This is a genomic window from Brevibacterium sp. Z349TD_9 (assembly GCF_056173565.1).
The window spans coordinates 882,083-905,995 of sequence record NZ_CM149680.1 but is presented as its reverse complement, the minus strand read 5'-3'; the positions used below and the strand labels follow the sequence as shown (position 1 = coordinate 905,995).

Below are 23,913 nucleotides of genomic sequence, written 5' to 3'. Positions count from 1 at the left end.
CGCTCAGCCTCGGAGGATGAGGCTCATCGCCTCCGCCCGGGAGGCCGGTTCGCGCAGCTGGCCGCGCACCGCCGAGGTGATCGTCGAGGCACCGGGTTTGCGCACGCCGCGCATCGTCATGCACAGGTGCTCGGCTTCGACGACGACGATCGCGCCCTGCGGTTCGAGGTGCTTCATCAGGGCGTCGGCGATCTGACTCGTCAGCCGCTCCTGCACCTGCGGGCGGCGAGCATAGACCTCGACGAGGCGGGCGAGCTTCGACAGACCCGTGACTTTGCCGTTCTTCGCCGGGATGTAGCCGACATGGGCGACCCCGTGGAAGGGGACGAGATGGTGTTCGCACATCGAGTAGAGGTCGATGTCGCGGACGAGGACCATCTCCTCGTGGCTGATGTCGAAGGTCACCGAGAGGATCTCGGCGGGGTCCCGGTGGAGGCCGGCGAAGATCTCCTCGTACGCCCGGGCCACGCGGGCCGGGGTCTCCTGCAGTCCCTCACGGTCGGGGTCCTCGCCGACGGCGAAGAGGATCTCGCGCACGGCCGCGGCGATGCGGTCATGGTCGATCGTCGGTCGTTCCTCAGCGGTCTCGCCGAGGTCGCTGAACACGTAGTCGGTCATCAGCGGTCGCTTCCTGGGTCGTAGCCTCCACCCGTGGACGGACCGATCGGGCCGGTGGGCCCGGTCGGTCCCGAGGGGCCGGTCGGACCGTTCGGGTCGACGGGTCCCGGCGGGTTGTGCGGAACGTCGGGGCCGTTGGTGCCGGTGGGTCCGGCCCCCGGCAGGTCGGTCGTGTCGGGACCGGGTCCGCCGCTGTGGCCCGTCTCGCCGTTGCCGCGGCCGCTGGCGGGCGCCGGCGGGACGATGGGTCCGCGGTCGGAGACGGGACGCTCGTCGTTGGCCAGCCACACGTCGCGGCGGGGGCGCTTGACGACGGTGGCGAAGATCGCCTCGAGTGCCGCCTGGTCAAGGGTTTCGCGTTCGAGGAGCTGGTAGGCGAGGCTGTCGAGGACGTCGCGGTTGTGGGTGAGCACCCAGTAGGCGTCGGCGTGGGCGGTGTCGATGAGCAGCCGCACCTCTTTGTCGATGGCCGAGAGCGTCGAATCGCCGTACTCGTCGCCGCCTCCGTAGCCGCGCCCGGCGAAGGGCTCGGACTGGTCGTCGCCGATCTTGACCATGCCGAGCTTCTCGCTCATCCCGTACTGGGTGACCATCTTCCGGGCGATGTTCGTCGCCTTCTCGATGTCGTTGCTCGCCCCGGTCGTCGGGTCGTGGAAGACGACCTCCTCGGCGACGCGTCCGCCCATCGCATAGGCGAGCTGGTCGAGGAGTTCGTTGCGGGTCGTCGAGTACTTGTCCTCGGTCGGCAGCACCATCGTGTAGCCGAGCGCGCGACCGCGCGGGAGGATCGTCACCTTCGTCACCGGGTCGGTGTCGTTCATCGCCGCCGCCACCAGCGCGTGCCCGCCCTCATGGTAGGCGGTGACGAGGCGCTCCTTGTCGTTCATCAGGCGTGTGCGCTTCTGCGGTCCGGCGATGACGCGGTCGATCGCCTCGTCGAGGATGCGGTTGTCGATGACCTTCGCGTTCTCCCGCGCGGTGAGCAGGGCGGCTTCGTTGAGGACGTTGGCGAGATCGGCGCCGGAGAAGCCGGGCGTGCGCTTGGCGATCTGTCCGAGGTCGACGTCGGGGGCCAGCGGCTTGTCCTTCGCGTGGACCTCGAGGATCCGCTTGCGGCCCTTCATGTCCGGGGCCTCGACGGGGATCTGCCGGTCGAAGCGGCCCGGGCGCAGAAGCGCGGGGTCGAGGACGTCGGGACGGTTGGTCGCGGCGATGAGGATGACGTTGGTCTTCACGTCGAAGCCGTCCATCTCGACGAGGAGCTGATTGAGCGTCTGCTCGCGCTCGTCGTGGCCACCGCCCATGCCGGCGCCGCGCTGGCGGCCGACGGCGTCGATCTCGTCGATGAAGATGATACAGGGGGCGTTCGCCTTCGCCTGTTCGAAGAGGTCGCGGACGCGGGAGGCGCCGACGCCGACGTACATCTCGACGAAGTCGGAGCCGGAGATCGAGTAGAAGGGCACTCCTGCCTCGCCGGCGACGGCCTTCGCGAGCAGGGTCTTGCCGGTTCCGGGCTGGCCGTAGAGGAGCACGCCCTTGGGGATCTTCGCGCCCACGGCCTTGAACTTCTCGGGTTCGGCGAGGAACTCCTTGATCTCCTCGAGCTCTTCGAGCGCCTCGTCGACTCCCGCGACGTCCTTGAACGTGACGTCGGGGTTCTCCTTGTTGACGAGCTTGGCCTTCGACTTGCCGAAGTTCATCATCTTCCCGCCGCTCATCTGGGAGATGAGGAACCAGAAGACGATGAAGATGATGACGAAGGGGATGAGTGTGCCCAGCAGCGACATCAGCCAGCTCTGCTGCGGCACCTCGTCGGTGTAGCCCTGCGTCGGGTTCGACTCGGTGACGGCCTCGACGACCTCGTCGCCGCGCTGCTCGACATAGTAGAACTGGACCTTGTTCCCGAAGTCCTGACCGTCGATCTTGAGGTCGTCCTTGAGGGTGAGGTCGACGCGCTGGTCGCGATCGACGATCTTGACCTGTTCGACCTTGTCGTCGGCGAGGAGCTTGAGTCCCTGTTCGGTGTCGATCTGGCTGAACCCGACCCGACTGAAGAGGAGCGCACCGATGGAGACGACGAGGAGTGCCATGACGATCCAGATCAACGGACCCTTCGTCGCCTTGGTGAGCAGGGGACGTCGCTTGTTGGACTCGGCCATAGATCCTCTCAGGAATTCAGTCTCGACAGCCCGGCCAGGCCGCCGCGGCTGCCTGGGAGCATCCCCCACAGCCTAGTACGTACCTCTGGGATAGCGGGAATCCGTGAGGTTTTGTTCCCAGGCCAGGTCAGCTGTCAGCGAACGCGGGGTTCGCGTTCAGCTGTGTGCGTCGACCGGCGGCGGGTTCGCTCAGCTGTAGACGTGCTGGGCGAGGGTCGCGACGAACGGGACGTTGCGGTACTTCTCCGCGTAGTCGAGCCCGTAGCCGATGACGAACTCGTTGGGCACGTCGAAGCCGACGTACTTGACGTCGATGTCGACCTTGACGGCTTCGGGCTTGCGCAGCATCGTGCAGATCTCGACGTCGGCGGCTCCGCGCGAGCGCAGGTTCTGCACGAGCCACGAGAGGGTGAGGCCGGAGTCGATGATGTCCTCGACGATGAGGACGTGGCGTCCGGTGAGGTCCGTGTCGAGGTCCTTGAGGATCCGCACGACGCCTGAGGACTTCGTGCCCGACCCGTACGAGGACACCGCCATCCAGTCCATCGTCACCGGGGAGTGCAGGGCGCGGGCGAGGTCGGCCATGACCATGACCGCTCCCTTGAGGACGCCGACGAGGAGGATGTCCTTGTCCTTGTAGTCCTCATCGATGGCGGCTGCCAGTTCAACGAGTCGGGCGGCTATCTGTTCTTCCGAGACGAGCACTTCTTCGATGTCATTGCCGAGATCGTTGATGTCCACTGCAGTCGGTTCTCCTCGTGTGGGATGGGTGTGCCTCCATTATGGGTGACGGACGTCCCCTACAGCCACCTCGTCCTGGCCGGTCTCGGCGAGTTCGTCGTCGACGGTGCCGGGCGCGGCCGAGAGGTACCCGGTGACCCCCATGAGGGCGGAGACGACGATGAGGAGGACGAGCGGAGGCGTCCACGATCCGCTCGCTCCCAGCAGGGCGCCGACGGCGAGCGGGCCGAGGGCGGCGAGGACGTACCCGGTGGATTGGACGAACGCCGAGGTGCGCGCCGTGATCGAGACGTCACGGGTGCGGCTGGTGATGAGGGCCAGCGCGGCCGGGAACGCGAATCCGCCGTAGGAGAGCAGGACCGCCCAGAGGACCGGCGCCGAGGCGGGGGCGAGGAGGAGGCCCGTGTAGCCCGCGACGGCGCTGGCTGAGAAGGAGACGAGGAACGCCCGCGGGGCGAGGCCGCGCATGATGATCTGCGGGGCGAGGAAGCCGCCGGGCAGACCGCCGAGGGTGACGATCGTGAGCATGATTCCGGCGGTCACGGCGTCGAGGCCGGCGTCACGGTAGATCTGCGGCAGCCACCCGAACTGGACGTAGGCGTTGACCGACTGGAGGCCGAAGAACATCGCCATGTACTTCGCCTTCGCCGTCGAATGGATGTGCCGCCTCGGCGCGGGCGTCTCCCCCCGCTCACGCCGCGGACGAGGGAGGACGGGCACCGAGCCCGTCGCGCGCAGGACCGCCCACGTCGCCAGGGCGGCGAGCGGGACGAGCATCCATGCGCCGAGTCCGATCCGCCAGTCGCCGAAGTGCTCGGCGAGCGGCGCGGTGAGGAAGGCGGGGACCATCGCGCCGAGGCCGAGGGAGACGGTGAAGGTCGTCGCCCCGAGGTGGACGCGGTGCGGGAAGCGGGTCTTGACGAAGACGGGGAGGATGACGTTTCCGAACGACATCCCGGCCAGTGCGGTGACGGTGAGGAGAGCGAAGGGCAGGGATGAGTCGACGAGGACGCGGGCACCGATCCCTGCGGCGATGAGCGCACACGAGACCGCGAGCGAGGCGAAGAGGCCGACGCGGCGCAGCAGCGGCACGGCGAGGAACCCGCACAGGGCGAAGATGAGGCCGGGCAGGGCGGTGAGCAGGCCGGTCTGCCATTCGGCGAGGCCGTAGGCGGTCTGCACCTCGGCGAGGACGGGGCCGAGTGAGGACGCGGCGGGGCGCAGGGATGAGGCGATGAGGACGAGACAGGCGAGTGCGAGGATGTCGAGCCCGGGACCTGTGCGCGGATGCTCGGTCCAGGGGGTGCTCGTCATGCGCTCATCCTCTCACTCGGTCTCGTCTCGGGTCCGCGGCGTCCGCGCTCCGGCACGGGGGTCTCCGGCGGTGCCGGATCCGGGGTGACTGCCGGGACGTTCGGCGGGGGCCGGTGCCGGGATGTTCGGCGGGAGCCGGTGCCGGGCGCAGGCGGTGCCCACCGCCGGTTCCCACCGAACCGAATAATGGTATACCGTTTGGGTGGATGCGTCGAACGCAGTCGCCGCAGCGGCGACGGGCCCGAGCTCGACGCCGGTTGCCGCCCCGACGAACGAAACGGAGTCCCCGATGCCCATCACCGTGAGGAATGTCAGGATCGCCCCCCGTCGCCCCGACGAGGCGGCCGTCGACGTCGTCGTCGACGACGGCCGGATCGCCGCGGTCGTCCCGAGCGACGGGGCGCCCGGTTCGGGCGACGCCGGTGCCGCATCGGATACGGGCGACGCCGATGCCGCATCCGCGCACGAGATCGTCGACGGGAGGGGCCGGGTGCTGCTGCCCGGGCTCGGCGACGTCCACGCGCACCTCGACTCGAACCGGATGGGGCAGACGTTCCGCCCGCACACAGCCGACGGAACCCTGCACGGCTACATCATGAACGACCGGCGGAACTGGCGCGACGGCGAACGGACGGTGCGCGACCAGGCGAGCTATGCGATCGCTGCGATCATCGCCTCGGGCGGGTCGCGGATCCGCTCGCACGCCCAGGTCGACTCCGACACCGGACTCGAGCGCTTCGCCGGGGTCCGCGACGCCCTGTCCGCGCATGCTGACGTCCTCGACTCGCAGATCGTCGCGTTCCCGCAGGCCGGAATCGTCCGGGAGAAGGGCGTGGCCGATCTGCTCGACGCGGCACTGCGGGAAGGGGCCGATCTCGTCGGCGGCCTCGACCCCGTCCAGTACGACCGCGACCCGGTCAGGCACCTCGACATCGTCTTCGGTCTCGCGGAGAAGCACGGCAAGGGCGTCGACATCCACCTCCACGAGGGCGGGACCGCAGGCGTGTACTCGTTCGAGGAGATCGCCCACCGGACGACGGCGCTCGGCCTGCAGGGGAAGGTGACGATCTCCCATGCGTTCGCGCTCAACACGAACCCCGAACCGGTCGTCCGTGACCTCGTCGAACTCCTCGCCGAGGCGGGAGTGTCCCTGACGACGGTCGCCCCGGCCAAGGGGAGCCTGCCGCAGAGCCTGCTCTCCGCGCATCGGGTCGCCGTCGGCCTCGGCGAGGACGGTCAGCGCGACTACTGGAGTCCCTACGGCGACGGTGACCTGCTGCGGCGGACATGGCAGCTCGCCTTCACCAACGGCTTCCGCCGCGATGAGGACATCGAGCACTGCCTCGACATCGCCTCCCGCGGTGGAGCGCAGGTGATGGCCGGTGCCCGCCCCGATGGCTCCGCACTCGTCGACGATGCGACCTTCGGCCTCGGCGTCGGGGCGCCTGCGGACTTCCTGCTCGTCGATGCGGACACGGTCACCTCGGCGATCATGGACTGCCCGACCGATCGGGACGTCTACAAAGGCGGGCGTCTCGTCGCCTCCGGCGGGGAACTCCTCGGCGGCCTTCGCTGACCGCCCCCGCGCGGCTGAGCCTCTCCGCGCATCCCGCACCCGCAGCGACAAAACCACCGTCTGCACATGTAGGACGTGACGCTCCGTGGAGGACGTGCGGCGCTCAGCGTTGTGTGTGCGGCCGCGGGTGCGACTCGGAGCCCAGGGTTGTGTGCGGCGCTGCGGGTGGGACGTACGGCGCTCAGCGTTGTGTGTGCGGCCGCCGAAGCGACTTGACGCCCCGGGTTGTGTGTGACGCTGCGGGTTGTGTGTGACGCTGCGGGTTGTGTGTGACGCTGCGGGTTGCGTGTGCGTCTGCCGGAGCAACGCGAGGCCCAGGGTTGTCTGTGACGCTCAGGGTACGAGGTGCGCGGCTGCGGGTTGTCTGTGACGTTGCGGGTTGTCCGTGACGCCGAGGGCGCGTGCTGCTATTCAGCCGCGGATTCCTGGCGTCAGCCGCGGGCGGCCTTCGCGGCCGGTCCGAAACGCACAGTGCCGGCTCCGCCACCGCCGCCGACGACGACCTCGGTGTCGCCGGGCAGCGAAAGGTGCCTCCCCGCTCCCCCGCCGTGTCGCGCATCGGCACCCTGCCGGATGAGCGAGGTGAGCTCGGCGATGCGTACCGCGCCGAAGCTCTGCGCGGGCACCCCGAGGGAGATCAGCCATTCGCGCAGGACGCGGGTGAGCAGAGCATCGTCGAGGTCGGCGAGCTCGGCCAGCCGGAGTTCGCGGCGACCACGGACGGCTGCGACCGCCTCGGCGGCGGATGCGTCGAGGAAGTCGGCGTCTGCCCGGCACAGCTGCGCGGTCCGGGCGAGGTTGTCGGTCACCGGCTGACCGAGATCGGCCTCGAGGGAGGTGAGCAGGGACCGGACGCGGACGCGCGCATAGGCGCGGTCGGCGTTCATCGGGTCGTCCCAGACGGTGATGCGCTGTGCTGTGCACGAGGCCTCGGTCGTCGCCCGGTCGATGTCGAGCAGCGGTCGCAGCACGGACCCGGTGCGCACCGCCATTCCCGCCAGCGAGCGTGTCCCCGAACCGCGCAGCAGCCCGAGCAGCACCGTCTCGGCCTGATCGCTGCGCGTGTGCGCGGTGACGATCCATGCGGCGCCGACCCGCGCCCGCACCTCCTCCAATGCCGCGTACCTGGCGTCGCGGGCGGCGGCTTCGAGGCCTTCGGGTCCGGCGGTGACGTCGACCCGCACCGCCTCGGCAGGCACGCCCCACGACTCCGCGGTCGCCACGACCTCGGCGGCCACCTCGGCGGATCCGGGCTGGAGTCCGTGATCGACGGTCACGGCACGGGCCTCGACCTCGCCGCGCCGGTGGAGGAATGCGCACGCGTGGAGGAGCGCCATCGAATCCGCTCCCCCGGAGACGGCGACGACGATCCGGGGCACGGAGCCGGCACCCAGCCCGGCGCGCACGACGTTGCGGATCGCCCCGCTCGCCGGATCGAGGGTCGGACGGCGTGCGTGCTCAGCCATCGCGGGCCTCACCCGTGGACGCGGTCGAGCCACAGCCGAGGCGTGTGGATCTCCGCGCTCGTGGGCAGGTTCGCCGGGCTCGAGTAGACGGCGCCGAAGCCGGTCTGCCCGACCTCGTTGCGGACCTCGCGGACGAACTTCGCCCCGTCGCGGTACTGTGCGAGTTTGAGGTCCATCCCGAGCAGGTTGGAGAGGAACCCGCCCTGTCCGGCGTCGCGGCGCGCCTCGAAGCGGCGGCGCAGCTTCCGCACGCTGGGGATGGCGCTGAGGCCGACTTCGTCCATGACGACGTCGGCATGTCCCTCGAGGAGGCTGAGGATCGCCGAGGCGTCGGTGAGTGCCGTGCGCATCCCCTCGTCCCGGATGAGATCGACCATGCTCGCCTGTCCGCGCACGATCCGCCCGAGGACGGCGAACACCTCGGCGAGCGTCGAGAGTCCCGGGGCCGAGAGCGGGGTGGCCACCAGCTGGGAGAGCAGACCCCGCATGTGCTCGCGCAGCCACGGTGCGGTGGCGAACTGGACCTGGTGTGTGGCTTCGTGGAGGGCGACCCACATCCGGAAGTCGCGGGGTCTGACCTTCATCGCCTCCTCGGCGATGAGGATCGAGGGCGCGACGAACATCAGGCGACCGGCGTCCGTGGCGAACGGATCGTACTGGCCGAGCACCCGCGTCGAGAGCAGGGAGAGGACCCCGGCGACCTCGGCTCCGGCCGCCCTGCGCGCCGCCGGACCGGGGGCGACCGGCAGCGCGGAGACGTCGACCATGCCGTTGAGGGACTCGGCGTTGGCCTTGATCCAGCCGACCTGGTCGAGGACGAGCACCGCACCCGCCCCGAGCCTGCCCCGCACATCGTCGGCGTGGGCGGGGTCGAGGAGGAAGGCGTCGACGACGAGGTCCTGGGCGGTGAGCGCGTTCTCCTTCATTTCCGCCACGAGCGCCTCGACCTCTCCAGGTGCAGGCAGCTTCGCGGCGGAGACGACCTCCTTGGCCGTCCGGACGGCGAACCTCTCGTCGACGATCATCGGCACCCGCAGTCGGCGAGGGCGGAGACGAGATCGTCGACGGTCTTCCGGGCCTCGAGGATCTTGTCCTTGTCGACGCCGTCGATCTGGACGCTGAAGACGAGGTACCGACCGTCGGCGTCGAGGACTCCCCCGGCCAGCGAGGTCACCGTCGAGAGCGTCCCGGTCTTCGCGTGCACCGTCCCTGCGGCGTTGACGTCGTCGCCGAAGCGGTCGGTGAGCGTGCCGGTCAGGCCCCCGACCGGGAAAGAGCTGATGAGGCTCGAGAGCGAGTCCTTCGCCGTCACCGAGGACTGGAGGACCGTGGTGAGGTCGTGCGGGCTGATCCGGTTGCCGTAGTCGAGCCCGGAGGTGTCGTTGAGCTGGGTCTGCCCGAGGTCGACGGTGTCCTCGAGGGCGGCGATGACGCCCTTGGGTCCGTTCTCGAGGCTGCCGGGCATCCCCTGCGCGATCGCGACCTCGTTGCCGAGCACCTCGGCGACGACGTTGTCGCTGTGGACGAGGGCGTACTCGACGATCTCGGAGATCGTCGCGGACTCGACGGACGCGAGCGTCTCCGCGGATTCCCCGGACCCGGCGGTCTCCCCGGACCCAGCGGATTGCTCCGACTCAGTGTTCGCCTCGGCGGGGGCAGCCCCGGTGACGGTGATCCCTGCGGTTTCGAGCTCGGTGCGGAAGGCGTCGAAGGCGACCTGGGCCGGCTTGTCGCTGCGCGCCCGCCACGCGTTGTTCGGGTCGCCGAGGTATCCGCTGTCGACCATGAGCGGCTGGATCGGGGTGATGACGCCCTTGCCGATGTCCGCGCGCTCCCAGCCGGGGCTGAAGTCGGTGCCGGGGTATCGACTCGTGTCCAGGCGCAGTGCCACCTCGGTGGTCTTCCGCTCCTTGAGCGCCGCCGCAGTCTCCTGGGCCAGGGTCGTCAGTCCGGCATGGCCGTTGACGGATCCCGGCTGGGACACGCCGCCGCCGAGGAGGACGTCCCCGCCTCCGACGAGCGAGACCGTCCCCGTGGCCGGGTCGAACGTCGTCGTCGTGGTCAGCCGCTCGTCTCCGCCGATGGCCAGCAGCGCCGCCGAGGCGGTGAGGACCTTCGTCACCGACGCCGGCGTCCGGGCCCTGTCCTCGTCGGCGGCGAAGAGGACCTTGTCGGTGAGACCGTCGCGGACCTCGACGCCGAAGCCCTTGACCTTCGAATCGCCGAGGATGCGCTCGACCTCCGGTCCCACCTTCGTCGGGATCGGTGCGGTGTCGTCGAGCGCCGAGGCGGGGGCCGGGACGTCGCGTCCCTGCGCTTCGGGTGTGGGAACGGGGTCGACTTCGATCGCGGGCTCGGTGGTGAGGAATCCGGGGACGACGTCGGCGGCGTCGGCGACGCCGTAGCCGAGCGCTCCGGCGAGGAGGACGCCGGCACTCACCCCTGCTGCGATCCGACCCCGCCTGCGCGTGCGGCGGGGACCGTCCGCGGAGTCCTGCGGACGGTGATCGGAGGTGGGGTTCAAAAGCGGGCTCCCATTCGTCTCGGCGGCGGGCCCTCTCTGGGCCGAGGAGGAGGGCTGAGGATGTCTCGGCGGGGACTTGTAGGCTCTATCCTAGTGATGCCACCCTAACGCGTAAGGAGCACTATGGAACTCTTGGCCACCATCGAGATCCCTCGAGGTTCGCGCAACAAGTACGAAGTCGATCACGAGACCGGCCGGGTCAAGCTCGACCGCTACCTCTTCACGTCGATGCAGTACCCCGCGGACTACGGTTTCATCGAGGACACTCTCGGCAACGACGGTGACCCCCTCGACGTGCTCGTCCTCCTCACCGAACCCCTGTTCCCGGGTGTGCTCGTCGACGTCCGCCCCATCGGCATGTTCCAGATGGAGGACGAGGCCGGCGGCGACGACAAGGTCCTCGCGGTTCCCGCCGGCGACCCCCGCTGGGACTCCTACCAGGACATCGGCGACGTCGACAAGTTCACCCTCGACGCGATCGAGCACTTCTTCACCCGTTACAAGGATCTCGAGCCGGGCAAGTTCGTCAAGGGGTCGAATTGGGTCGGCCGGGAGGCCGCCGAGGCCGAGGTGACCGCCTCGATCGAGCGCTTCAAGAAGGACGCGCACTGATCGGCCTCTGAGCCTCTGGAGCCGAGCTCACCTCAGCTCACCTCATCGACCGCCTCGACGATCATGTCGGGGCGGTCGATCATCATCAGGTGCCGGGAATCGCGGATCTCATGACGGACGAGATCGGCGAAGGCCGCCTCGAGGATGCGGGAGCGGCTCCGGCTCGGCAGAGGAGGTGCGAGCAGCGCCGAGGTCCTGGCCCGGACCGGCTCGATCCGGCCCCGCAGCGATTCGAGGTCGGCGGCCTGGCTGCGGTAGCTCAGCCATTCGGCGATCGCGGCCCTGAGCGTGTCCGGATCCGTGTACGGATCCTTGAACGCCTCGGGATCGAGGGCGCGACCCGAACCGCTCTGCCGGAGGAATCCCTGATGAGAGAGCCAGGAGGCGGCCTCACCGATCTGCTCACGGGTGACGAGCGCCCCGAGGACCGGCATCCATGTGGCGAGCGAGAAGCGGCCGGCCGGGCCCCGGAACCGGTAGTCCTCGATCGAGGGGTCGACGAGGACGATGCCCGCCACGCGCTCGGGACGCAGCCGGGCGAAGGCCTCGGCCCGGAACGCCGCCATGGAATGGGCGACGATGACGACCCGGGAATGGCCCGCGATCGCCCGCTCCATCGCGGCGAGCTCGCCGGCGAGGTCGGGCAGCGTGCCCGGCCACCGGGTGCCGGCGAAGCCCGGACGGTCGAGCGCGATGACGTCCCGGTCGGGCATCTCCGCGATGACGGGCAGCCAGCCGGCGGCGGCGAGCGCACAGCCGTTGAGGAAGAGGACGGGATCCTTCCCCTCCCCCGCCGAGGCGGTCGCCGGGCGCTGGTAGACGGTGAAGCCGTCGACGACGGCGCGCGACCACCGCGCGAACTCCGGCTCAGCCGACATCGCTCGCCTCTCTCCGCTTCTCCGGGGACCTGTCGGCCTCGCCTCGGCCGACGACGGCGAGGTAGCCCAGGTGCGCGCTCCACGCGGCGATGGTGAGCACGGCGATCGCCTGCACATAGCCCTGACCGGAGCGCCACACGGCCTCGATGATCACCGAGGCGAGGTTGGTGACGAGGAGGACGACGAGCACGGCGACGACGCCGCGACCGTAGGGTGTGCCCAGTCTGCCGCGACGACGCAGGGCGATGACCGCGATGACCATGCTCGCCAGGGCGGCGAGCGCGACGATCGTCGAGGCGATCGTGTGGAGGAGGAAGTCGGCGCGCAGCGGGTTCGCCGTGTACTCGGCGTAGCAGACCGGATCGAAGGTCTGCGTGCACGGCAGGGCGGCGATCGCGTCTCCGATCGTGGCAAGCCCCGTGAGGCCGATTGCGATGGCGAGCGGCACCGTCGCCCGACCGAAGCGGGAGCGCCACCCGCGCACACCGAGGACGGCGATGAGGACCATGAGGGTCCCGGCGATCGCGTCCCCGCTGCGGAAGACCCAGGAGGCGGGCTGATCCATCGCGGCGAGCTCGGAGAGGTAGCCCGACAGCGGCTGCGGGTGAGGGCTGAGGAAGAGCAGCACCCACGAGTCGTAGGTGATGAGCACCCCTGCCGCGAGCAGGATTGCGAAGATCCGGCGCATCTGTCTCCGTTCGTCTCTCTGCGGTCCGGGCAACCGTCGTCGGGCGCGGCTCAGTGGCCCTTGGGCTTGGCCAGCGGGAAGGTGATCGTCGAGCGGATAGTCTGCTCGGTGAGCAGCATGACGAGCCGGTCGAGGCCCATGCCCATGCCGCCGGCGGGCGGCATCCCGTATTCGAGGGCCGTGAGGAAGTCCTCGTCGAGCTGCATCGCCTCGGGGTCGCCGCCGGCTGCCGCCAGGGACTGCGCGGTGAGCCGCTCACGCTGGAGGACGGGGTCGACGAGCTCCGAATAGGCGGTGCCGAGCTCGGAGCCGAAGATGATGAGGTCCCACTTCTCGGCGAGCATCGGGTCGGTGCGGTGCTGCCTGGTCAGCGGGGAGGTCTCGGCCGGGAAGTCCGTGTAGAACGTCGGCGCCACCGTCGATCCCTCGGCGACCTCCTCGTAGATCTCCTGGAGCAGCATGCCCCAACCCCACTTCGGATTGACGGTGAGCCCGGTTCGCGCTGCGATCCTCCGCAGGGTCTCGATCGAGGTGGCCGTCGAGACCTCCTCGCCGATCTTCTCCGAGATCGCGTCGGTGAGCGAGACGGTCCGCCATTCCTCGGCGAGGTCGATCTCGTGTTCGACGCCGTCGACGGTGCCGCGCACGACCGTGGTGCCCAGGGCCGCCTCGGCGGCGTTGATGACCATCGTGCGGGTGAGCTCGCGCATCGTGTTGTAGTCGCCGCCGGCCTGATAGGCCTCGAGCATCGAGAACTCGGGGTTGTGGGTGGCGTCGACGCCTTCGTTGCGGAAGTTCCGGCCCATCTCGAAGACCCGGTCGAACCCGCCGACGAGGAGGCGCTTGAGGTAGAGCTCGGGGGCGATGCGCAGGTAGAGGTCGAGGTTGTAGGCGTTGATGTGGGTGAGGAACGGCCGCGCGTTCGCGCCCCCGTGCACCGTCTGGAGAACCGGGGTCTCGACCTCGAGGAAGCCGCGGGACTGGAGGGTCTCGCGGATCGTGCGGAACGTGTTCGAGCGGATGACCATGAGGTCGCGCTGGCCGGTGTTCATCGTGAAGTCGAGGTAGCGCTGACGGACCTTCGCCTCGGGATCGCTCAGTCCCTGCCACAGGCTCGGCCAGGGCTGCAGGGACTTCGCCGACATCGTCCATGAGGTGACGAGGAACGACGGGGTCCCGTTGCGAGAGGTGCCCTCGCGCCCGCTCACGGAGATCCGGTCGCCGCGGGAGACCCACGCGGACAGTCGCCTCAGCGACTCCTCACCGAGCACCTCGCGTTCGCACACGAGCTGGTGGTCATGTCCCTCGCTGCGCAGGTCGAGGAAGACCACGCCGCCGTGATCGCGGATGCCGAGCACCCGCCCGGTGAGGACGGTGCCTTTCGCCGCCGCCGGTGCCGCCTCGGCGGGGTAGGGTTCGACCCCGGCCTCGAGCATCGCATCGCGCACGCCGAGGCGGTGCCTGACCTGGTCGGAGACCCGGACTCTGCCCGTGGGCGCGGGTTCGGGCGGGGCGATGTCGAGGAGCGGCGCCGCCTGCTCACGGGTGTAGATCGGCTGGCTCTCATTGCCCTTGGTGAACATCTTCGGCGGGGAGAGGAAGCCTTCGGCGATGCTCACGGCCAGACCGATGCGGGCGAGGTCGGATCCCTCCGGGTAGCAGAGCATGCGCGGCACCCACTCCGGATCGTACTTCTCGTTCGACCGATAGAGGGATTCGAGCTGCCAGAACCGGGAGAGGTAGAGGAGGATGTTGCGCACAGCCGCTTGAGCGGTCCCGCCCCGAGCTCCTTGCCCTGCTCGAACGCGGAGCGGAAGACCGCGAAGTTGAGGGAGACGGCTGCGATCCCGAGGTCTCCTGCCTCGCGCATGAGACCGGCGACCATGAATTCGGTGACGCCGTTCTCCGCGAAGGGGTGTCGGCGCATGACGTCGAGCGAGACTCCCGAGGCGCCCCACGGCACGAAGCCGAGCAGTCCGGCGGTGGTCCCTGCCAGGGTTCCCGCGTCGGCGGGGAAGAGCGCCTCGACGAAGAGGTTTCCGCCGTCGGCCGGGTCGCCGAAGCGACCGAGGGCCATCGAGAAGCCTCGTTCGTTCTCTCCGTCGCGCCATTCGTCGGCGAAGATCGCGAGCTCCTCGAGCTCAGCGGCGGGGATCTCGGACTGGTGACGGATGCGGATCGTGTAGCCGAGACCGGTCAGCTTGGTCACGGCCCGTTGGACCTCCGGCAGCGCGGAGAGCGTGAAGTCCTTCGTGTGGAGGACGGCCTCGTCGCCGACGTGGAGGACTTTGAGGCCGGCATCGTGATAGGCCTGAGCGCCCTGCTTCGAGGCGGCGAGGACGGCCGGCACCCAGCCGAAGGACTCGGCGTGCGCGACGAAGGACCGCGCGGCCGCCGCCCACTGCTGCGGCGGTCCGACCGGGTCGCTGGCGACGAGGCAGACGCCGGCGTGGACCTGGTAGGTGATGACGCAGTCGTCGGCGAAGAACGCCGAACGGTCGCGGCGGGTGCCGAAGTAGCCGAGTGAGTCCGAGGAGTGTGCGGCCAGACCTTCGCGGATCCTGCGCTCCTGATCGATGTCGATGCGCTCGGCGTCCCTGGCCGAGCGCAGGCCAGTCCAGAACGCGAGGATGATGCTTGCGCCGGTGCCGAAGCCGAAGACCGAGAGCATCCAGCTCGCCTCCGTGCTCTCCTTGAGTCCGGCGAGTTCGGCGATGATCTGGCGCGCCTGGACTCCGGTGAGCCCGCCGATGAAGTACTGGACGACGAGGATGATCGCGGCGGTGATGACGATGCCCAGCGCGAGGACACCGATGGCCTTGAGGAATCCCCGCGGCTGGGTCTTCGCGTTGTACCACCTGCGGTGGACGATCAGGCCGATGAAGACGATGACCGGCAGGATCATCCCGGTGAAGAGGTCACCGGTCATCTCGTCGGGGGCGAAGACGATGAAGCCGTAGAGGATGACGGCGTAGAGAGCGAAGATGATGGAGAGGAAGACCAGCGTGATCCACCACGCCGCCCGCTTGCGGATGGCCAAGGCTGCGGCGAGGACGATGAAGACGACCGAGGTGACGAAGTCGACCGGAGTGAATGGCACGAACCATCGCCACATGAACTCGAAGAACCGGTCGAGCCAGCTTCCGGCCGGGGTGATGAGCTGGACGAGCATGAAGACGGCGACGATCGTCAGCACTCGCGGCAGCCACCGCACGAAGAGCGGGGCCTCGGACTGGGTGGGGACGGGTGTGGGAGGCATAGGGAGAATCCTGTCATACCCATCTGAACCGAGGCTCCAGGTGAAGGGCTCACGGAGCCGCGAGAGCGGCCTTCTGCCGCTGCGTTCCCTTACCCTGTCAAGTGATCCTGCCCTCGGCTGATCCCGCCCCGAGTCCGCCTCCGGGAGCGAAACCGGAGCTTAGGTGAGCCTAATGAGAAGTGTGAGCCAGGTTATGCGATTCTCGTGACATGAAACTCGACCATGTGTCCTTCGCCAGCGAACCCGACGGTTACAGAGCAACCGCCGAGCGCATCTCGGAGCAGCTCGGAGTGGTTCCCTACGACGGTGGAGTGCATCCGCGTTTCGGTACCAGGAATCTCATCTTCCCCCTCGCGGGCGGCCATTACCTCGAAGTCGTCGAAGCCTTGGAGCACCCGGCCGCTCTCTCCACCCCCTTCGGTCAAGCCGTGCGGACCCGGTCCGAGCTCGGCGGCGGCTGGATGGGCTGGTGCGTGTCCGTCGACGACCTCTCGGAGGTCGAGACGCGCCTCGAGCGCAAAGCCGTCGACGGCAACCGCACTCCGGAGTCCGGCGAGGAGCTCAAGTGGCTGCAGATCGGAGTCAAGGGGCTCATCGCCGACCCCCAGCTGCCGTTCTTCATCAAGTGGTCCGCCGATTCGTCCCAGCACCCCTCGTCGTACAAGACCAATGAGGATGTCTCCATCGACACCCTGCAGATCGCCGGAGACCGCGATCGCCTCCGCGACTGGCTCGGCACCGACGACGCCAAGCCGATCCCGGAGATCCACATCGACTGGTCCGCGCCGCACGGTGCCCCGGGCATCATGTCGGTGACGTTCGCGACCGAACGCAACGGTCTCGTGACGATCTGAGGCCCTGCGCCTCAGCTGTGGTCACAGATCCGAGGCGGAACCGCCCTGTCAGCGATTCCGCCTCGGTTCTGTGACCACTGTCGTCTGCGGCCGGACTCCTCCAGCCCGGCCCGGTCAGGCCGGGGTCGGACCCTGGGATCCGTCTCCCGCCTCGGCGACGTCATCGCCGTCGGCGGCCCTCCGCCGCCGCAGGTGCGCAGCGGTGGCGAGTGCACCGCCGGCCGCGAGCAGCCCCGCTCCCCCGCCGAGGAGGGGCAGCGTCGCGTCCGTGCCGGTCCGCGGGAGGTCGCCTCCCGCACCACCGGATCCGGAGCCTCCGCCGTTCGCGCCTGCACCGCCGGATCCGCTGCCGCCCGATCCGGAGCCGCCGGAGCCGGAGCCGCCGGCGTCACCGGCCGCACCGGCTCCCGCCGCGGCGGCGTCCTTCGCCGCGTCCTGCGCGCCGCTCTTCGAGCCCGACGAGTCGGCCTGCGCGTTGTCCTCGTCCTCGTTCGCCCCGTCCTGGTCGCCTTCGGCTGCGGAGTTCGCGTCCTCGTCGGCGTCCCCCGGGTCCTCGGTCGGCGTCTCGGTCGGCTCCTCGCCAGCGCCCTTGATCACCTGGACGACGGTCGGCCTCGGCAGGGCGGCGAGACCCGCGTCGACATCGGTCTCATCGACGTAGTCGGGGAAGCGCGAGTGCTGGTTCGACCACTCACCGTCCTCGCCGGGGTGCTGGACGGCGACGAACGCCGAATCGTACGCGTCGTGGACGAGCGGTCCGCACACCTCGCTTTCGCGGGGAACGGAGAGGAACTGCTCGACACGGCCGCGCTGGTCGCCGTCGATGGTCACCTTGAACAGACCGTCGCAGTACCCGATTCCCGACGGGGCCCCGTCGGTGGAGATCCACAGGTTGCCTGCGGTGTCGAAGGTGACGTTGTCCGGACACGAGATCGGCGAGACCTGGTCGGCGGGGAACCCGGAGAAGTAGGTCGCGTCCCCCTGCTTCGGGTCGCCGCACACGAGGAGCAGCGTCCAGTCAAACTCGGTGCCGGTGTGGTCGCCACCGCGTTCGGTGATCTCGACGATGTGGCCGTCGCGGTTCTCGGTGCGCGGGTTCGCCTCGTCGGCGCCGGCCTTGCCGTCGACGCCGCGGTCGGAGTTGTTCGTGCACGCGACGTAGATCCGTCCGTTGACCGGGTTCGGCTCGACGTCCTCGCAGCGGTCCATCTTCGTCGGCCCCACCTTGTCGGCGGCGAGACGGGTGTTGACGAGCACCTCGGCGACGGTCATGCCCGAAACCTGGGACTTCCCGCCTTTGACCAGCGGCAGCCATTGTCCGGCACCGTCGAACTCACCGTCGGAGGGGACCGTTCCGCTGCCGTCGATCTCGCTCTTGGGCGAGTTGCCGGTGAACTTCGCGACGTAGAGGTCGCCCTCGGAGAGCAGGCGCATGTTCGCAGCCCGGTCGCCCTCGACGTAGCGGTCCTTCGAGACGAACTTGTAGAGGTAGTCGAACTTCTCGTCGTCGCCCATGTAGGCCACAGCGTGCCCGGAGTCGGCGATCGTGATGTTCGCGCCCTCGTGCTTGAAGCGGCCCATGCTCGTGTGCTTGAGCGGCGTCGAGGTGGGATCCCACGGGTCGACCTCGACGATCCAGCCGAACCGGTTCGCCTCGTTGGCGAAGCCGTTCGAGTTCGTGTCGAAGCGGTCGAGGTCGGCCTCCCAGCCGTAGGCGGAGTCCTCGTTCGTCAGCCCGTAGCGCTTGTCCGCCTCCGAGGTGCCCTGCGCCCTGAAGTAGGAGTTGAAGTTCTCCTCGCCGGAGACGAGGGTTCCCCACGGAGTGAGCCCGCCCGAGCAGTTGCCGAGCGTGCCCTGGACCTTGTCGCCCTGCGGGTAGTCCTTGGTCAGCAGCAGGTCGGTGCCGGCGGCGGGCCCGGTGAAGGCGTATTCGGTGTCGATGAGGAAGCGGCGGTTGCGCTCCCCGTTGACGTCGACCTTCCACGGGGTCCTCTCATTCGCCCGGGTGAGTTCGACGACGGTGAGTCCGTGGGCGTCACGGCTGATCGCCCGCTTCGTCGCCCCGTCCATGCTGTCGGGGTACATGATGGCGTCGTTGGTGTATTCCTGGTTGGCGAAGAGCACGGCCCGGCTGCCGTCACCGGACTCGTCGATCTGGATCTGGAGGAAGTCGTTGTTGTAGCCGAACTGACGTCGCTGCGCCTCGACGCTCTGGTTCTCGGGATCGAACTTCGGTGAGTCGGGGAAGATCGGATCTCCCCACCGGACGATCGGATGCCACGAGTAGCCGTCGGGAACGATGAGGTCGTCGACCTCGGCGGGCACCGGGTCGATCGCGGAGAAGTCGAGGGTCCCGGCGGGGGCCGCTGCCGCCCGACGCGCGGTGGGACTCGGTGCCGTGGTCACTGCGATGGCCAGCGCCCCAGCGGCCGAGGCGCCGAGCACGGCCCGGCGGGAGAGCTGCGCGCCGACGATGTCACGGAAGTAGCCGTTGGACGAGGTGTTGCAGATCGCCTTGCTGCACGCGTTGTCGCATTTGAGCGCGCAGGTCACAGGACTCCGCTTGCCACGCACGTGTCCGGCCATGGGCAGCAGTTCGCGCAGTGGTGCCATCATTCGTCTCCTCGGGGGTCGATGTCAGGGTCCGCACCGGCATCCGGCGCTCACCCGGTCGAGGCTTCCAGGGGAGGTTTTCCCTGGCCCGACCATATGGTGAACCGGGGATGAACCGGCGCTGACCAGTGCATTTCGTCATGGAGAACTGACCTAAATGCCCGGGGCCGCTTCCCGGCAGGGCCCGTTCCTCTATCCTCCGCCGGGCCGTCAGGTGGTCCCGTTCCGTGCGGACTCAACCAGGGTCGACGAGGCTGAGCACCCCGGGGGCGAGGAACCCGACGACATCGATGAGCGTGTGCGCCCACACGATGGGCATGAGCCGGCGGGTGCGCATATAGAACCAGCCGAAGATGATCCCCATGGCGACATTGCCGATGAACGGCCCGATCCCCTGGTAGAGGTGGTAGCTGCCGCGGAAGAGCGCGAGGGCGATGATGATCGTCCACGGGCCGTATCCGAGCTGTCGCAGCCGCTCGGCGCCGAAGCCGAAGATGAGCACCTCTTCGAGGACGCCGTTCTTCGCCGCCGCGAGCAGGAGGACGGGGATCGTCCACCAATGATCGCCGAGGTTGGCCGGCTGCACCTCGGCCGTGATCCCGAGTGCCCGGCCGCCCGCGTAGACGGCGAGGGTACCGAGACCGATGACGAGGAAGAGGAGGACGCCCTGTCCGAAGTCGCGCACTGCCTTCCCCTGCACTCCGAGACGCTGGGCGAGCGGCTTAGGGTCGGGGTCGCGGGTGAGCAGGTAGAGCGCGAGGGCGACGGGGACGAGGCTGAAGCCGATGTCGAGGAGCTGGTAGACGAGGTCGAAGATCGGTCGGGGGTTGAGGGAGGTGTTGAGTTTGGCCTCGGCGTCGCTGATCGGTCCGCGGGTGACGATGTCGAGGAGGCGCACGACGGCGTAGACCGCCGACTGCCCGAGCGAGAGTGCGGCAACGAGCCCGAGTTCGAACCACAGGCGTCGCCGCTCCTTCGGTGCGAGTTCGCTCGCTGTGCTCACCGCTCCTCCTCGCCTCTGGGCTCAGTGCTTCGCTTCATCGCCTCGCGCGTCGCCGCCGTCATCGGTGCGCGCTGCGGTACCGCCGCCTGCCCCCGCACCGGTCGTCGCGGTCGCCGTCTCCCTCTCGGCACGCGCCTCGGCGGCGTCGAGGACCTCGCCGCGGGCCATGTTCTTCACCCGCCTCTTCTCGGCTCGGCGCTCCTTCGCCCCCTCGAGGAGGAGATAGAGGACGGGGACGAGGATGAGGGTGAGGATCGTCGAGCTGACGAGACCGCCGATGACGACGATCGCCAGCGGCTTGGAGATGAACACTCCCCCGCCGGTGAGCCCGAGCGCCATCGGCACGAGCGCGAAGATCGTCGCGGCCGCGGTCATGAGGATCGGCCGGTAGCGCAGCCGGGCACCCCCGACGATCGCCGGTCGCAGCTCGACGCCGCGGGCGCGGAAGTGGTTGATGAGGTCGATGAGGACGATCGCGTTCGTCACGACGATGCCGATGAGCATGAGCAGGCCGATCATCGCCGTCAGCCCCATCGCCGTGTCCGTGAGGAGGAGCAGGGCGATCGATCCGGTCGCTGCGAAGGGGATCGAGACGAGGAGGATGAGCGGCTGGAGCAGCGACTTGAAGGTCGCGACCATGATGACGAAGACGATGAGGATCGCAGCGAGCATGGCGAGGCCGAGCTGCGAGAACGCGTCCTGCTGCTCCTCGGTGGCGCCGCCGGTGTCGACGGAGACCTCGTCGGGCACATCGACCTCGCCCAGTGCCGACTGCACCGCGGCCGACACCGCACCGAGGTCGTCGCCCTCGGGGGTCACGGACACCGTCGTCGACCGCTGGCTGTTCGTGTGCCGGATGTTCGGCGCGGTCGTGACCTCCTCGACGTCGGCGACGTCGTCGAGATCGATGAGACGCGGCTCAGCGGCCGGCGCAACACCCGCAGGGGCACCCGCACCCGCACCGGTGCCTGCACCCGCACCAGCACCAGCACCGGTGCCTGCCCCGGCTCCCGCGCCGGAGCCTGCTCCGGTCGGTGCGTCGGGGGTCTCCGGCTTTCCGGGGATCTGCAGGTCGCGCAGCTCCTCGACGGTGTTCGCCTCCCGGTCGAAGAGGAGGACGGAGTGGGTGACGTCGTCGATGATCACCTCTCCGATGCTCTGGCCTCGCATCGCGCGCTGGACGTACTGACCGATCGCCGCCTCGGTGAGGTTCTCCTCGGCGGCCTTCTCCTGGTCGACCTTGACCTCGATGACGGGTTGGACGGCTTCGACGTCGCTCGTCACCGACTGCGCTCCGGGCACATCCTCGAGGCGTTGGGCGACCTTCTCCGTGGTGTCCTCGAGGACGGCGGTGTCGCTCGAGGTCAGGGTCACGTCGATGGTCTGCGCGCCCGGTGTCGAGCTCTGGTCCTGGAGTTCGACCTGTCCGACACCCTCGAGGGCATCGAACTTCCTCTGCAGCTCCGCGCTGATCGACTGCGCGGAGGTGCCCGGCTTCGCGTTGACGATGAACGTGCCGCTCAGCCCGGAGTCGTCGGCGAACCCGAACGTCGAGCCGCCGATCGAGACCTGGTAGGACTCGATGCTGTCATCGGCGACGAGGATGTCCTCGACCTGCTGTGACTGCTCGGAGGCCTCGTCGAGGTCGGTGCCCGGGTCGAAGGTCTGCGTGACCTGCAGCTGCTCCTGCCCGGTGTCGCCGAAGAGTTCGGTCTTCAGCTGCGGGACCATCGCCCCGGTGCCGGCGAGGATGATGAGCGCGGCGACGATCATGAGCACCGGGTGCTTCGTCGAGAACGAGATCACCGGGAGGTAGGTCCTCTGCAGTCGTGTGACCGGTGAGCGCAGGGCCGCGAGCTCATCGACCTCGGCGGCCTCCGACGCTCCCGCTGCGGCGCCGAGCCCGGCGGCTCGGCCTGCGGGGACGACCCCTTCGTCGGTCTCGACGTCGCCGCCGGCGTCGTGGCGGCCGGCGGCGGTGATGCTCTGCTTCTTCGCAGCCTTGCGCGCGGCCCTCTTCTCCGCCCGCCACTGCGTGAGCATCTGCCTGCGGCTCTGCCTGATCTCCGCCTTCTCCTCCCGCGTGAGCCTGACCTTGGCCTCCCGCTGGCGAAGGAACCAGTACGCGAGGACGGGGACGATGGTGAGCGCGACGAAGAGGCTCGAGAGCAGCGCGATCGTCGCGGTGAGCGCGAACGGGCGGAACATCTCCCCGGTCTGGCCGGTGACGAAGGCGAGTGGGAGGAAGACGGCCACCGTGGTCAGGGTCGAGGCGGTGATGGCTCCGGCCACCTCGGCGACGGCTGCGAGGATGTTGGCGAACTTGTCGCCGCCGGCCGCATGCCGCCTGCGGATGGCCTCGATGACGACGATCGAGTCGTCGACGACGCGGCCGACGGAGATCGTCAGCGCCCCGAGGGTGAGCATGTTGAGCGTCTCCCCGCCCATCCACAGGCCGATGAGGGCGATGAGGAGGGAGAGCGGGATCGAGATCGCAGTGATGATCGTCGCGCGCACGGACAGGAGGAAGACGAGGATGACGAGGACGGCGAAGACGAGGCCGAGCATGCCCTCCTTGAGAAGGTCGTCGATCGACTGCTCGATGAACGGGGCCTGGTCGAACGCGGAGACGAACTCCGTGTTGTCGCCGAGCGTCTTCGCGAGCTCCGGCAGCTTCGCCGAGACCGCGTGGGAGACGTCGACGGTGTTCGCATCCGACTCCTTCATCACCGACAGTGACAGGGAGGGTTTGCCGTTGATGCGGGAGATCGATTCGATTGGGGCGTCGGCGATCGCGACGTCGGCGACATCGGAGAGCTTGACCGGACCGTCGGTGCCGGAGACGACGAGGTCCTTGATCGCGTCGACCGATCGGATGCGGGACCCGACCTCGACCGGGGCCGTCCCGTCGCCTCCTTCGAGGTCCCCCGCCGAGGTGGGGACGCCGTTGGCCTGGAGCACGCCGGCGATCTCGTCGATGCTCGCCCCTTCGTCCTCGAGGTCGTCCTCGCGGATGCGGATCTCGACCTGCTTGGTCTTCGCGCCGGCGATCTGGACCTGGGAGACGCCGTCGACCTTGGAGAGCTCGGGTTCGACGATGTCGTTGAGCTCTGCGGCGAGCTTGTCCTCGTCGGCGTCGGAGGTCACGGAGAGGGCGAGGACGGGGATGTCGTCGGTGCTCAGGGTGAGCACATTGGGTTCGACTCCGTCGGGCAGCTGGGGCTGGACCTGGGAGACGGCGCGTTGGAGGGACCGGACGATGTCGTCGGAGTTCTCGCCGTACTTCGTGCTCACGGTGATCGTGGCGCTGCCGGCCGAGGACACCGAGGTCATGTCCTCGACCTCCGGCAGGGGTGAGAGCGCTGCTTCGAGCGGGTCGGTGACCTCACTCTCCACGGCCTGCGGCGTGGCCCCTTCATAGGTCGCGGTGACCGTGGCCTGGGGGTTGTCGAGGGAGGGGAAGAGCTCCTGCTTGAGTGCTCCTGCTCCGATGACGCCGAAGATCACGGCGACGACGGAGATGAGAGCGATGAGCGCTCGGTTCTTCAGACTCAGGCGGGTGAGAAAGCTCACGTGGGCTCTTTCTGCTCGGGTGGCCGGCTGGGTCA

15 protein-coding genes and 1 pseudogene are annotated in these 23,913 nt (G+C 69.0%); 3 read left to right on the top strand and 13 right to left on the bottom strand.

Translation table 11 applies throughout. The annotated features are described in order from the left end of the window. Positions 1 to 3 precede the first annotated feature (3 nt). The 4 genes from folE to AC0VYB_RS03920 form a co-directional block, all read right to left on the bottom strand. Positions 4 to 618, bottom strand: a complete 615-nt coding sequence (folE, locus tag AC0VYB_RS03935; RefSeq protein WP_095376673.1) for a GTP cyclohydrolase I FolE — start codon at positions 616 to 618, stop codon at positions 4 to 6. After that, a complete protein-coding gene (ftsH, locus tag AC0VYB_RS03930) occupies positions 618 to 2,777 on the bottom strand; it encodes an ATP-dependent zinc metalloprotease FtsH (RefSeq protein ID WP_009380924.1) in 2,160 nt (719 codons plus the stop codon). The genes folE and ftsH overlap by 1 nt, the downstream gene beginning before the upstream one ends. Positions 2,778 to 2,966: 189 nt before the next feature. Beyond that, complete coding sequence (gene hpt / locus AC0VYB_RS03925; protein WP_009380922.1) at positions 2,967 to 3,518, bottom strand: hypoxanthine phosphoribosyltransferase; 552 nt, start codon at positions 3,516 to 3,518, stop codon at positions 2,967 to 2,969. A gap of 39 nt (positions 3,519 to 3,557) precedes the next feature. Then, positions 3,558 to 4,832: an MFS transporter gene (locus AC0VYB_RS03920; protein ID WP_095376671.1), complete on the bottom strand. Its 1,275-nt coding sequence runs from the start codon at positions 4,830 to 4,832 to the stop codon at positions 3,558 to 3,560. A 202-nt stretch (positions 4,833 to 5,034) separates the two neighbouring features. On the opposite strand from AC0VYB_RS03920, the gene AC0VYB_RS03915 reads away from it, so the two are divergent. After that, positions 5,035 to 6,408 carry an amidohydrolase family protein gene (locus AC0VYB_RS03915; protein ID WP_201671426.1) on the top strand — a complete coding sequence of 458 codons (1,374 nt, stop codon included), beginning with the start codon at positions 5,035 to 5,037 and terminating at the stop codon, positions 6,406 to 6,408. 431 nt (positions 6,409 to 6,839) lie between these two features. Here AC0VYB_RS03915 and tilS read toward each other — a convergent pair whose 3' ends face one another. The 3 genes from tilS to dacB are packed head-to-tail and all read right to left on the bottom strand — an operon-like array spanning position 6,840 to position 10,398. Then, positions 6,840 to 7,874 carry a tRNA lysidine(34) synthetase TilS gene (gene tilS / locus AC0VYB_RS03910; protein ID WP_009380919.1) on the bottom strand — a complete coding sequence of 345 codons (1,035 nt, stop codon included), beginning with the start codon at positions 7,872 to 7,874 and terminating at the stop codon, positions 6,840 to 6,842. 8 nt (positions 7,875 to 7,882) lie between these two features. Beyond that, positions 7,883 to 8,899: a zinc-dependent metalloprotease gene (locus tag AC0VYB_RS03905; protein ID WP_009380918.1), complete on the bottom strand. Its 1,017-nt coding sequence runs from the start codon at positions 8,897 to 8,899 to the stop codon at positions 7,883 to 7,885. Then, positions 8,896 to 10,398 (bottom strand): D-alanyl-D-alanine carboxypeptidase/D-alanyl-D-alanine endopeptidase, encoded by a 1,503-nt coding sequence (gene dacB, locus AC0VYB_RS03900; RefSeq protein ID WP_100227546.1) that lies wholly within the window; start codon positions 10,396 to 10,398, stop codon positions 8,896 to 8,898. Before dacB ends, AC0VYB_RS03905 begins: the two co-directional genes overlap by 4 nt. A 123-nt stretch (positions 10,399 to 10,521) precedes the next feature. Here dacB and AC0VYB_RS03895 point away from each other — a divergent pair, with 123 nt between their 5' ends. Then, entirely contained in the window at positions 10,522 to 11,010 is a 489-nt protein-coding gene (locus tag AC0VYB_RS03895; RefSeq protein WP_009380916.1) for an inorganic diphosphatase, read from the top strand. 32 nt (positions 11,011 to 11,042) lie between these two features. Here the strand turns inward: AC0VYB_RS03895 and AC0VYB_RS03890 are convergent, their stop codons facing one another. The 3 genes and pseudogenes from AC0VYB_RS03890 to lysX form a co-directional block, all read right to left on the bottom strand. Continuing rightward, positions 11,043 to 11,888 (bottom strand): alpha/beta fold hydrolase, encoded by an 846-nt coding sequence (locus tag AC0VYB_RS03890; RefSeq protein WP_009380915.1) that lies wholly within the window; start codon positions 11,886 to 11,888, stop codon positions 11,043 to 11,045. After that, positions 11,878 to 12,576 carry a DUF998 domain-containing protein gene (locus AC0VYB_RS03885; RefSeq protein ID WP_009380914.1) on the bottom strand — a complete coding sequence of 233 codons (699 nt, stop codon included), beginning with the start codon at positions 12,574 to 12,576 and terminating at the stop codon, positions 11,878 to 11,880. Before AC0VYB_RS03885 ends, AC0VYB_RS03890 begins: the two co-directional genes overlap by 11 nt. 50 nt (positions 12,577 to 12,626) lie before the next feature. Further along, a pseudogene (lysX, locus tag AC0VYB_RS03880) lies at positions 12,627 to 15,835 on the bottom strand (bifunctional lysylphosphatidylglycerol synthetase/lysine--tRNA ligase LysX). A 209-nt stretch (positions 15,836 to 16,044) separates the two neighbouring features. Here lysX and AC0VYB_RS03875 point away from each other — a divergent pair. Beyond that, positions 16,045 to 16,689 (top strand): VOC family protein, encoded by a 645-nt coding sequence (locus tag AC0VYB_RS03875; protein ID WP_009380913.1) that lies wholly within the window; start codon positions 16,045 to 16,047, stop codon positions 16,687 to 16,689. A gap of 114 nt (positions 16,690 to 16,803) precedes the next feature. On the opposite strand, the gene AC0VYB_RS03870 is transcribed toward AC0VYB_RS03875, so the two are convergent. From AC0VYB_RS03870 to AC0VYB_RS03860, 3 genes are all read right to left on the bottom strand, one after another. Continuing rightward, on the bottom strand, positions 16,804 to 19,302 hold the full coding sequence (locus AC0VYB_RS03870; protein WP_373314674.1) for a PhoX family protein: 2,499 nt from the start codon (positions 19,300 to 19,302) through the stop codon (positions 16,804 to 16,806). 235 nt (positions 19,303 to 19,537) lie between these two features. Next, complete coding sequence (locus AC0VYB_RS03865; RefSeq protein ID WP_095376664.1) at positions 19,538 to 20,305, bottom strand: CPBP family intramembrane glutamic endopeptidase; 768 nt, start codon at positions 20,303 to 20,305, stop codon at positions 19,538 to 19,540. Between the two features lie 21 nt (positions 20,306 to 20,326). Then, positions 20,327 to 23,878: an efflux RND transporter permease subunit gene (locus AC0VYB_RS03860; RefSeq protein WP_475385047.1), complete on the bottom strand. Its 3,552-nt coding sequence runs from the start codon at positions 23,876 to 23,878 to the stop codon at positions 20,327 to 20,329. Positions 23,879 to 23,913 lie beyond the last annotated feature (35 nt).

What these genes read in the sequence shown, in the direction of transcription:
- tilS (WP_009380919.1), bottom strand. Translation starts at nt 7,874, where the DNA reads ATGGCTGAGCACGCACGCCGTCCGACCCTCGATCCGGCGAGCGGGGCG.
- AC0VYB_RS03905 (WP_009380918.1), bottom strand. Translation starts at nt 8,899, where the DNA reads ATGATCGTCGACGAGAGGTTCGCCGTCCGGACGGCCAAGGAGGTCGTC.
- AC0VYB_RS03920 (WP_095376671.1), bottom strand. Translation starts at nt 4,832, where the DNA reads ATGACGAGCACCCCCTGGACCGAGCATCCGCGCACAGGTCCCGGGCTC.
- ftsH (WP_009380924.1), bottom strand. Translation starts at nt 2,777, where the DNA reads ATGGCCGAGTCCAACAAGCGACGTCCCCTGCTCACCAAGGCGACGAAG.
- AC0VYB_RS03870 (WP_373314674.1), bottom strand. Translation starts at nt 19,302, where the DNA reads ATGGCACCACTGCGCGAACTGCTGCCCATGGCCGGACACGTGCGTGGC.
- folE (WP_095376673.1), bottom strand. Translation starts at nt 618, where the DNA reads ATGACCGACTACGTGTTCAGCGACCTCGGCGAGACCGCTGAGGAACGA.
- AC0VYB_RS03895 (WP_009380916.1), top strand. Translation starts at nt 10,522, where the DNA reads ATGGAACTCTTGGCCACCATCGAGATCCCTCGAGGTTCGCGCAACAAG.
- AC0VYB_RS03890 (WP_009380915.1), bottom strand. Translation starts at nt 11,888, where the DNA reads ATGTCGGCTGAGCCGGAGTTCGCGCGGTGGTCGCGCGCCGTCGTCGAC.
- AC0VYB_RS03885 (WP_009380914.1), bottom strand. Translation starts at nt 12,576, where the DNA reads ATGCGCCGGATCTTCGCAATCCTGCTCGCGGCAGGGGTGCTCATCACC.
- AC0VYB_RS03875 (WP_009380913.1), top strand. Translation starts at nt 16,045, where the DNA reads ATGAAACTCGACCATGTGTCCTTCGCCAGCGAACCCGACGGTTACAGA.